Genomic DNA, 8136 nt, shown 5'->3' on the forward strand with positions numbered 1-8136 from the left:
AAGTTGTTGCGTAGTGCTTGGTGACCAGGACGGCTGGGGCACAAATAGGTTGTCAAAGGCTGAGTCGATTTTGGGGACTGGGATGTCCCAAAATCTATCACGAGGCCGAAGACACGCTTGTGATCTTCAGGGTATTCTTGTTGGCGCTCACAGTGCCGTCGGAGCCCAGGCCATAGAACAGGCACTGGATGACACCCTGCATATCCGCGTTGCGCACCCCTTTGTCCCATTCCAGGCTGGTATGGGACACATCGTCATGAATACCGATGGTGAACTGGTTCTTTGGATTGTCTGCAGCAAGATTGCCAAATACGGCACGGATCATGCCCGGCGTGAATTCCTTGGAGGAGAGACCATAGCGGCCGCCCAGGATGAGGGGCAGACTGCTGAACTTCCCACCTCCCGTCGCCACATGCTCGGCAAAGGCTGTGACCACATCCTTATACAGGGGCTCGCCGCCTGCACCCGGTTCCTTGCAGCGGTCCAGCACCGCGATGCCCTTGACGGTTGCCGGCAATGCCTCGAACAGATGACGGGTGGAAAAAGGCCGGTACAGCCGTACGCGCAACAGCCCCACCTTTTCTCCCTGGGTGAGCATATCCTCAACCGTTTCCTCCACGGCTTCGGCCCCCGAACCCATGAGTACCACCACGCGCTCGGCATCGGTGGCCCCGAAATAATCGAACAGGTGATACTGCCGCCCCGTGAGTCCGGCAAACTGATCCATGCACTTCTGCACCACTTCAGGCAGCGCTTCGTAGTAAGGATTGACCGTCTCCCTGCCCTGGAAATACACATCTGGATTCTGTGAGGTGCCACGCAGTACCGGCTTGTCCGGCGTCAGAGCGCTGGCGCGATGTTCTACCAGATAGTCGTTTTCGATCATGCTGCGGATGACTTCATCATCCACCAGATCCACTTTCATCAGTTCGTGGGAAGTGCGGAATCCGTCGAAGAAATGCACGAATGGCAGGTGCCCGCACAGGGTCGATGCCTGGGAGATCAGGGCCATGTCCATGGCTTCCTGCACAGATCCGGACGCCAGCATGGCAAAACCGGTCGCACGGGTCGCCATGACATCGGAATGGTCACCGAAAATGGACAGCGCTTGGGCCGCCAGGGAACGGGCCGCCACATGGATGACCACCGGTGAGAGTTCACCGGCGATCTTGTACATATTGGGGATCATCAGCAGCAATCCCTGGGAGGCGGTGAACGTGGTGGTCAAAGCCCCCGCCTGTACGGCGCCGTGCACGGCGCCCGATGCGCCCCCTTCGCTCTGCATTTCGATGATCTCGGGAATCCCTCCCCAGATGTTCTTCTTCCCCTGCGCCGACCATTCATCTGAAAACTCACCCATGGGAGACGCCGGCGTTATGGGGTAAATGGCAATGACTTCATTGGTCTTGTGCGCGATATGCGCCGCTGCCTGGTTGCCATCGAGAGTAATTTTTTTTGCTGTCATCGGGTCATTCCGAATTTATGGGAAGATGGCTACATTCTGTACCACAACATGACATAGACCAAGCACTTTTCCGGTCTCCTTGAACGGAAGACTCCCAATTCTTGACAGGAATCAACATGCAGATAGCTACCGCCCCCGGCAGTCACTGGCTGATCACCGCACTGGAGATCATGTCCGCACTTTTTATCTTCCTCATCGGTCTGCTGGCCCTGTGGGTGGTGATCACATTCATCACTGATATCAGCCAGACCAGACAGGCTATACGGCGAAACTACCCGGTCATCGGCCGCTTCCGCTACCTGTTCGAGAAACTGGGCGGATTCTTCCGCCAGTATTTCTTTGCCATGGACCGGGAAGAACTGCCTTTCAACCGGGCACAGCGTACCTGGATCTACCGCGCCGCCAAGAATCTCAACAACACCGTGGCATTCGGATCGACCAGAGACAACCGCACACCCGGCAGCATACTGTTCGTCAACACACCCTATCCCACCCTGGGGGAAAACGCCGCGCCGCCGGTACCTGTGACCATCGGCAGGGAATGCCGCATACCCTATGTCGCCTCATCTTTCTTCAATATCTCGGGGATGAGCTATGGCGCACTTTCAAAGCCCGCCGTGCTGGCCCTTTCCATGGGCGCGAGAAAGGCCGGCATCTGGATGAACACCGGAGAAGGCGGCCTCGCCCCGTGGCACCTGCAGGGTGGCTGCGATCTGGTCTTCCAGATCGGCACGGCGAAATGGATGACGGCAAGCTGGTGAGTATCGCCGCCCACGAGCAGGTGCACATGTTCGAAATCAAGCTCAGCCAGGGCGCCAAACCGGGGAAGGGAGGCATACTGCCCGCCGAAAAGGTCACCCGGGAAATCGCCGAGATTCGCGGTATCCGGGAAGGCTGTGCTTCCATCAGCCCCAACCGTCACCCGGACATCAGCAATGACGAAGACCTGCTCAACATGCTGCTGCATGTGCGCAAGCTTACCGGCAAGCCGGTGGGCTTCAAGACGGTTATCGGACACAAACACTGGCTGGATGAACTGTTTTCCCTGATACGGGAAAAGGGCATGGCCTATGCCCCGGATTTCATCACCCTGGACGGTGCCGAAGGTGGCACCGGCGCATCCCCAATGCCGTTGATCGATGCCGTGGGCCTGCCACTGAAGGAAAGCCTGCCACTGCTGGTCGACAAGCTGAATGAATACGGTCTGCGGGAGCGTATCAGGGTCATCGCCTCGGGCAAACTCATCAACCCGTCGGATGTTACCTGGGCCCTGTGCATGGGCGCGGATTTCATTGTCTCCGCCAGGGGCTTCATGTTCACTCTGGGCTGCATACAGGCACTGCAATGCAACAAGAACACCTGTCCCACAGGCATCACCACCCACGACAGAAAGCTGCAGCGGGGCCTGGACCCTGAGCTCAAATCCACCCGGGTCGCAAGCTACGTGAAAAACATGATCTACGAGGTCGGTATGATCGCCCACGCATGTGGTATCTCGTCACCCAGGGAATTCAGGCGTCACCATGCACGCGTCGTTCAGGAAAACGGACTTTCCCTGCCACTCCAAGCGTGTCTTCGGCCTCGTGATAGATTTTGGGACATCCCAGTCCCCAAAATCGACTCGGCCTTTGACAACCTATTGGTGCCCCAGCCGTCCTGGTCACCAAGCACTACGCAACAACTTCGCAAGCTCGTTGCTGCTCCGTACTTGGCTCCCAATGACTGGACGCCGCGTTCGGAGGCCTACTTTGTTTTCCCTCTGGCGCAAGGCACGCCGGGAAAACAGTGCGGCCTCGCGGCTACTGGGGTCTACCAGCCTTCGCTTCGCTCTCCATGGCTGGCAGCGGATGAGCTGTTCCCGCCAACCATACCGGCAGACGGCGAGCAATGATGACAATCAGCGGCGTTGCTGACGAAGATAGTTGGAACGACTGCGTGACGCCGGGCGGGCATCGGGAAAGATGTGGGGCGCCAGTTCCTCCAGCGCACGCTGGTAGACCTTGCGCTTGAAATAGATGACCTCTTTGACGGGATGCCAGTATTGCACCCAGCACCAGTCATCGAATTCCGGCTTTTCGGAACTGTCGAGACAGAAACCGCTTTCGTCACACACGACCTGCAGCAGGAACCAGCGCTGCTTCTGTCCGATGCACAGGGGGTGTGTATTGCGCCGGATGAATTTTTTTGGCAGCCGGTAGCGCAACCAGCGTTTGGTGCTGCCCAGAATCTTTACATGCTGTGGCTTGAGGCCTACCTCCTCCTCCAGCTCACGGTACATGGCTTCTTCTGGCGATTCACCTTCCTGTATGCCCCCCTGGGGGAACTGCCAGGCATCCTGACCGATACGACGCCCCCAGAACAGCCGGTTTTTGTCGTTGACCAGTATGATGCCCACATTCGGTCTAAATCCATCCCTGTCTATCACGGGATTGTTCTCGTTCTTTAATCTTTCATTACCTGCATTTTTCCACATCCTGCAGGAAGTCCGCAAGCAGATTCAGCGGCAGCTATGCAAAAAGCCAAATTCACCTCTTTTCACCGCAAAAAAGCTCAAAAGCAAGCAAGAACCTGCTTTTTCAGCTATTGCATGGAATGCAGCGCGATGCGGTTTCCTTCGGTATCCAGACAGACGGCCATGTGTCCATACTGCTCACTGATGAGGGTCTTGGGGATCAGAACCTTGCCGCCCGCCTTTTCCACCTTGCCCAGTTCGTTGCTCAGATCACCACTGGGCACGTTGAAGTAAACCAGCGCGCCGTCCACCGAAGGCCGGTAGAATTCCCTGTTGCAAACCAGCGCCCCATGGCGCCAGGACTTTCAGGGTGCATGGGGAACCAGACCATGTCGATGACATCCATCTTGTGTCTTTCCATGGAATAACCAAAAACGGCACTGTAGAAGCGGATTGCCCGATCCATGTCTGATACCGCTATTTTGAACCAGCCGACAGGGTTTAATGCATTGCTCATGACTTCCTCCGTGTTGAAAATACGCTGCTATCCGTTTGATCCCTGTCGGGAGGGCCATCTGACAGCGCTTTTCCTGCTTTCCTTCTGTTACCGGTAACCGTGCCGGTATAGACCGATTCTAACGCAACCGGCCAGCAACACATAGCGCGGCCCTGAACATTGAAAACACTTTCCGGTATAGTGCTGCCCAAATCCATCATTTGACTGCAAATCACTATGGCACTGGTGCTCTTCGACCTGGACAATACGCTCCTGGCAGGCGATTCGGACTATCTCTGGGGGGAATTTCTCAGTGAGAAAGGACTCGTTGATCCTGCCTTCTACGCTGCGGAGAACGAACGTTTCTATCAGGAATACAAGGATGGAAAACTGGATATCTTCGAGTTTCTGGCATTCTCCCTCAAGCCTCTGAGCGAGCACAGTATGGATGAACTGCAGCAGCTGCATAAGCAATTCATGGAAGAAAAAATCCATCCCCTCATTTCCAGCGACGCACGGATGCTGGTGGACATGCACCGCAAACGTGGCGATGACATGCTGGTCATCACAGCCACCAACGCCTTTGTCACTGCCCCCATCGTGCAGGCTTTCGGTATCGATAACCTGATCGCCACCGAACCGGAGATCAGGGAAGGCCGTTACACGGGCAAGGTGTCAGGTATCCCCTGTTTCCGTGAGGGCAAGGTACAACGGCTGAACGAGTGGCTGGAGGCCCGCGATCTCAACCTGGGCAACTCCTGGTTCTACAGCGATTCCCACAACGACCTGCCTCTGCTCGAAAAAGTGACCCACCCCATCCCCGTGGATCCTGACACATCTCTGGCGGCCACCGCCGAAGAAAGAGGCTGGCCCGTGCTGCATCTTCACCATGCCCCGCCATCCGCTTAGAAAAGCATTGCCACTGCTGCTCCTGCTGGTTCTGCTGGCAGCTGTTTGTCTGACTCTTTCACTGATGATTGGCAGTGTGTCGATTCCCGCCAGCGATCTGTGGTCACTGCTCTGGCATGACGATGGCAGCGTGCAATACCGCATCATTCACGAGCTGCGGCTGCCCCGCACACTTTCTGCCTTCGGCGTCGGCGGTGTACTGGCATTGGCAGGGGTGCTGATGCAGGCACTGCTGCGCAACCCCCTGGCCGACCCCTATATTCTGGGCGTAAGCGGCGGCGCAGCCGTCGCCGTGCTCGGCGCCATGTTACTGGGTCTGCCACTGGCCTGGCAGGCACCCATGGCCCTCGGGGGTGCCCTGGCAAGCACCTTGCTGCTGTTCGCCCTGGCCCATCACGGCAACTGGAACACCTCCCGCCTGCTCCTCACCGGCGTGGTGCTGGCGGCAGGCTGGGCAGCCCTGATCAGTTTTGTGCTCAGCCTCAGCCCGCCCATGCAATTGCCGGGTATGCTCTTCTGGCTCATGGGAGACCTGAGTGATGCGCTGCACCCGGGGCTTCCCCTGGTCATCCTTTTCATCGGCCTGGTCATCGCGCTGTGGCTGTCACCTGCACTGAACCTGGCCCTGCTGGGAAGCCGGCGCGCAGCCGCACTGGGCGTGGAGATTCGCCATCTGCATATCATGATTTATGTGCTTGCCTCCCTGCTGACCGCCGCCGCAGTCAGCATCGCCGGCGCTATCGGCTTCATCGGCCTGATCGCTCCGCACATGCTGCGCCTGCTGGCAGGCAGCGACCACCGCATTCTGGTGCCCGGCGCTGTACTCATCGGAGGCAGCCTGCTGATGCTGGCGGACACAGCTGCCCGCACAATGATCGCTCCCATGCAGCTGCCCGTAGGGGTACTCACGGCCCTGTTCGGGGTACCTGTTTTTCTGCTGTTGCTGAACAAGAGCTACGGTGGACGATCATGAGCCAGCCACTCCTGACGGCCGAAAAACTTGCACTTTCCATCGGCAATATCCGCATCACCGAAGCGCTGGACCTGTACATAGTCGCGGGCAGCTGCTGGGGCATACTCGGCCCCAATGGCGCAGGCAAGACCACACTGCTTCATACCCTGGCCGGACTGCGCCCCCCGGATACCGGCGCCATCCGCTACAGCGGTAAAGCAGTTGCGGATTACAGTCCCAGGGAACTTGCCAGAGAACGGGGGCTGCTCTTCCAGACCGAACTCAGTGGCTTTCCCGGTACCCTGTTCGAAACCGTACTGGCCGGGCGGCATCCCTATCTTGGCCGCCTGGGATGGGAAAGTCCGCAAGATTTGGAACAGGCTGCAAAAGCCATCGTGCAGACCGGCCTGAAAGGACTGGAAGAGCGCAACGTGCAAACCCTGTCGGGCGGCGAGCGGCAGCGTATGGAAATCGCCACCCTGCTTGCCCAGCAGCCCCGCATAGCCCTGCTGGACGAACCCAGCAATCATCTCGACCCCGGCCAGCAGATCATCATGTTGCGATTGCTGAGAGCACATTTCACGAGCACGGATCGTGCGCTGATGATGGTGCTGCACGACTGCAATCTTGCCATGCGTTTCTGTGATCATTTACTATTGCTCAAAGGCAACGGCGAGCACCGTGCAGGTTCGGTCAAGACGCTCGCAACCGCCGAGAATTTGTCCTGGCTCTACGGACACCCGGTAACACTGGAGCAGATTGCCGGCCATGCCTGCCTGCATTTCCGCTAGCTGCACAGCCTCCGGTCAACAATACAAATGGAGTTCCCATGCCACACCCTTTCCTGAAAATCACTGCCATTGCGGTAACTGCCCTCACGCTGACAGCCTGTGTCGATGAGTATTACAACCAGGGTGAAAGCTATAAGAATGACGGCTATTATCCACGCCCCGGTTACTATCCACCTCCCCACGAATACTATCCGCCCTACGATTATGATGCCCCCAGGAAATCACTGGTAAAGAACTGCCAGGGAAAGGTCAGGGAAAAAGTCAGGAAGCGCATCGGTTACAACGCCAAGATCGATTGGGGAAAGACTGACATCTACAACAGTGCCCGTCATGAAGCCACAATCAACGGCAAGGGCAAGGCGCGCAACAACGGCAAGAAACATCAGCTCTATTACACCTGCATCATGAACCGCGAAGATGCTTTCGTACGCAGCGCACGCATCGAGCTGGACAATGACGGTCACGATACAGGCAACGGCGGCACCGACTGGAACCGTGAAGCCGCGCGCGCCTGCCATGAGCGCATCCGCCAGAAGGCACAGCGTAACATTCATCAGCAGTTCAGCCTGGAATTTACCGGTCAGCGCCTCACCACACCGGCAGAACGCCGGCGCCATGTCACCGGTGAAGCACGGGTGAAGGTATCCGGGGGCAGTGGAAAAATCGCCTATGACTGCAAGGCACACGTCAATCCGCTGCGCATGGACAGCGCCAGCTACCGTTGGACCAGACCTCTTCCGTCAGCGAACAGCAGCAGCAATCATGCGGAAGCCAAACGGCAGTGCGAAAGGCACCTGAACGACAAACTGCGGTCCAAGGGTTACAAATACATTGGCATTGTTTCTGAAAGCGTCCACAACCTGAAACATGACAAAAGACAGGTGATGCTGAAGATCAAGGCAATGAAAAACAACAAGCGGGTGGTGGAAACCTGGGAATGCCGCATCAATCCACGGACAGGCAAGCTGTTCAAGTTAAAGAAGGCGGGATACTAGTTAGTTCCCGTCTATAAATGCCAAGTCATTGAAATTCAATTGAAAAACCGAAAAAAGACGATGAGAAATCCGGTGC

The 8136-nt window shown here is 57.1% G+C and carries 9 protein-coding genes and 1 pseudogene; 6 read left to right on the plus strand and 4 right to left on the minus strand.

Going from position 1 to position 8136, the window contains the following annotated elements; all coding sequences use genetic code 11:
• Positions 1-121: 121 nt before the first annotated feature.
• A pseudogene (locus tag ACOCD2_RS08255) lies at positions 122-1465 on the minus strand (pyruvate:ferredoxin (flavodoxin) oxidoreductase); the annotation flags it as partial.
• 116 nt (positions 1466-1581) lie between these two features.
• Here ACOCD2_RS08255 and ACOCD2_RS08260 point away from each other — a divergent pair.
• Both ACOCD2_RS08260 and ACOCD2_RS08265 read left to right on the plus strand, forming a co-directional pair.
• Positions 1582-2226, plus strand: a complete 645-nt coding sequence (locus ACOCD2_RS08260; protein WP_305800342.1) for a glutamate synthase-related protein — start codon at positions 1582-1584, stop codon at positions 2224-2226.
• Positions 2205-3356 (plus strand): FMN-binding glutamate synthase family protein, encoded by a 1152-nt coding sequence (locus ACOCD2_RS08265; protein ID WP_305800496.1) that lies wholly within the window; start codon positions 2205-2207, stop codon positions 3354-3356. The genes ACOCD2_RS08260 and ACOCD2_RS08265 overlap by 22 nt, the downstream gene beginning before the upstream one ends.
• A 6-nt stretch (positions 3357-3362) precedes the next feature.
• Here the strand turns inward: ACOCD2_RS08265 and ACOCD2_RS08270 are convergent, their stop codons facing one another.
• The 3 genes from ACOCD2_RS08270 to ACOCD2_RS08280 form a co-directional block, all read right to left on the minus strand.
• Positions 3363-3890, minus strand: a complete 528-nt coding sequence (locus ACOCD2_RS08270) for an RNA pyrophosphohydrolase (protein WP_293649149.1) — start codon at positions 3888-3890, stop codon at positions 3363-3365.
• Between the two features lie 155 nt (positions 3891-4045).
• Positions 4046-4201 (minus strand): VOC family protein, encoded by a 156-nt coding sequence (locus tag ACOCD2_RS08275; protein WP_305800305.1) that lies wholly within the window; start codon positions 4199-4201, stop codon positions 4046-4048.
• Complete coding sequence (locus tag ACOCD2_RS08280; protein ID WP_295394007.1) at positions 4183-4434, minus strand: VOC family protein; 252 nt, start codon at positions 4432-4434, stop codon at positions 4183-4185. Before ACOCD2_RS08280 ends, ACOCD2_RS08275 begins: the two co-directional genes overlap by 19 nt.
• A 216-nt stretch (positions 4435-4650) precedes the next feature.
• Here ACOCD2_RS08280 and ACOCD2_RS08285 point away from each other — a divergent pair, with 216 nt between their 5' ends.
• Genes ACOCD2_RS08285 through ACOCD2_RS08300 form a run of 4 tightly spaced genes read left to right on the plus strand, consistent with a single transcriptional unit; the run spans position 4651 to position 8060 of the window.
• Positions 4651-5322 (plus strand): HAD family hydrolase, encoded by a 672-nt coding sequence (locus ACOCD2_RS08285; protein WP_293649152.1) that lies wholly within the window; start codon positions 4651-4653, stop codon positions 5320-5322.
• Positions 5303-6295: a FecCD family ABC transporter permease gene (locus ACOCD2_RS08290; protein WP_293652494.1), complete on the plus strand. Its 993-nt coding sequence runs from the start codon at positions 5303-5305 to the stop codon at positions 6293-6295. The genes ACOCD2_RS08285 and ACOCD2_RS08290 overlap by 20 nt, the downstream gene beginning before the upstream one ends.
• Positions 6292-7065, plus strand: a complete 774-nt coding sequence (locus ACOCD2_RS08295; protein ID WP_293649806.1) for an ABC transporter ATP-binding protein — start codon at positions 6292-6294, stop codon at positions 7063-7065. The genes ACOCD2_RS08290 and ACOCD2_RS08295 overlap by 4 nt, the downstream gene beginning before the upstream one ends.
• Before the next feature lie 38 nt (positions 7066-7103).
• A complete protein-coding gene (locus tag ACOCD2_RS08300) occupies positions 7104-8060 on the plus strand; it encodes a hypothetical protein (protein WP_293649807.1) in 957 nt (318 codons plus the stop codon).
• Positions 8061-8136 lie beyond the last annotated feature (76 nt).

Origin of the sequence: Thiolapillus sp. (assembly GCF_048562965.1) — a bacterium.
In the GTDB taxonomy this organism is placed as follows: domain Bacteria; phylum Pseudomonadota; class Gammaproteobacteria; order Chromatiales; family Chromatiaceae; genus Thiolapillus; species Thiolapillus brandeum_A.

Excerpts from the sequence above, each read along its gene's own strand:
- ACOCD2_RS08285 (WP_293649152.1), top strand. The coding sequence starts at position 4,651 with ATGGCACTGGTGCTCTTCGACCTGGACAATACGCTCCTGGCAGGCGAT.
- ACOCD2_RS08280 (WP_295394007.1), bottom strand. The coding sequence starts at position 4,434 with ATGAGCAATGCATTAAACCCTGTCGGCTGGTTCAAAATAGCGGTATCA.
- ACOCD2_RS08290 (WP_293652494.1), top strand. The coding sequence starts at position 5,303 with ATGCCCCGCCATCCGCTTAGAAAAGCATTGCCACTGCTGCTCCTGCTG.
- ACOCD2_RS08260 (WP_305800342.1), top strand. The coding sequence starts at position 1,582 with ATGCAGATAGCTACCGCCCCCGGCAGTCACTGGCTGATCACCGCACTG.
- ACOCD2_RS08265 (WP_305800496.1), top strand. The coding sequence starts at position 2,205 with ATGGATGACGGCAAGCTGGTGAGTATCGCCGCCCACGAGCAGGTGCAC.
- ACOCD2_RS08295 (WP_293649806.1), top strand. The coding sequence starts at position 6,292 with ATGAGCCAGCCACTCCTGACGGCCGAAAAACTTGCACTTTCCATCGGC.
- ACOCD2_RS08300 (WP_293649807.1), top strand. The coding sequence starts at position 7,104 with ATGCCACACCCTTTCCTGAAAATCACTGCCATTGCGGTAACTGCCCTC.